Source organism: Barnesiella sp. CU968, from assembly GCF_905219685.1.
Lineage (GTDB): Bacteria > Bacteroidota > Bacteroidia > Bacteroidales > Muribaculaceae > Lepagella > Lepagella muris_A.
In genome coordinates this window covers 1-1,202 of record NZ_CAJMXD010000580.1, presented here as the reverse complement: position 1 = coordinate 1,202, position 1,202 = coordinate 1, and the positions used below count along the sequence as shown (strand labels likewise).

Sequence of the window (1,202 nt, the reverse complement as noted above, 5' to 3'; positions counted from 1 at the left end):
CTATATGGGAGTGATCATAAAGGGTAAATATAAAGGTGAAAGCGGCTATTACAAAGTCGTTATGCTCGACAGCAAAGGAACACCCTATAACATTGTGCGTAACCACCGGTACATAATAACCATCAGCGATGTTACCGAAAGAGGGTATTCAGACATCTCCACTGCTGTCTCTTCCCTCCCTTCGAATGCTTTGAAAGCTACACTCGTAGACGTAAATCCCGATTATTCATCGATAACCGGCGACAGCCAGTATCTTATGAGAATGGACTGCAACACTTCCGAAGTGTATGGAACGCATCCCGGCAATACGCAACTCAACAATATAGTCATAGCTTCTGTATATAGCGACCGAGACATTACACCTTCTGTAATCATACCTGATGACGCTTCCTGGATTTCGGGAATAAGGGCTGCCGCTGAAGGTGGCAACAAATATTCCATAATAGCCAGCATGATCTCCGACGGTGAAGACCATGAAACCGACATCACCGTGAGAAGCGACAATCTCGAACTCCCCCTTAAACTCAAATGGCATGTCAATGATACGTTCCGCAGAGGCGCCGGATCATATACTGTAAACCTTATAAACGCGGGAGAGAAATACTGGAATATAAAAGTTAAAGGAGGACAGACCGCTTCACCTTGGTTCGGTATGATAAACTCAGGTGAAAACCCTATAAACGTTATTGGCACAACCGGATTCGTCACAGAAATCAACAGCCGTTACGACCCCGGAGCATATCTCCACATAAATTATGGAGAAAACAACACGGCACGTTTGCACAAGACCTGCGAGGCTCCCGACGGCTCTCCCGTCTCGGCAAACCTGACAGTGGTGAGACATCGGTAACGAATCTGATTTCTTTTAATCATACAAATCATTTCCTTTAATAATACGGAGAGGAGCGCGACATGAGTCGCGCTCCTCTCGCTGCAATATAATGGCAGTCTTTTAAGAATCTTTATATACAAAAATATATCTGGATATTAGGAGACTGATTTTAATTGTTATATCTTTGCAAAAGAAAAAACAGGCACGCTCCAGGAGACCGGCTGTCTTCGAGACCTGTCTGTAAAGGAACGCGCCCTGAATGAGAAAACTTAAAAAAAAAAAGATATAAGTAAGTGTTGGAAATTAGCTTATATTAAATTTTAGGAGATTTTGAGATGATTTCATGATTCCGAAGAAGAAGCATAGCGGG

Annotated in this window: 1 pseudogene; it reads left to right on the top strand. The window is 43.2% G+C overall.

The features are described 5' to 3' along the window. Window positions 1-850, top strand: a pseudogene (locus tag JX312_RS13830) (hypothetical protein); the annotation flags it as partial. Window positions 851-1,202: the final 352 nt, after the last annotated feature.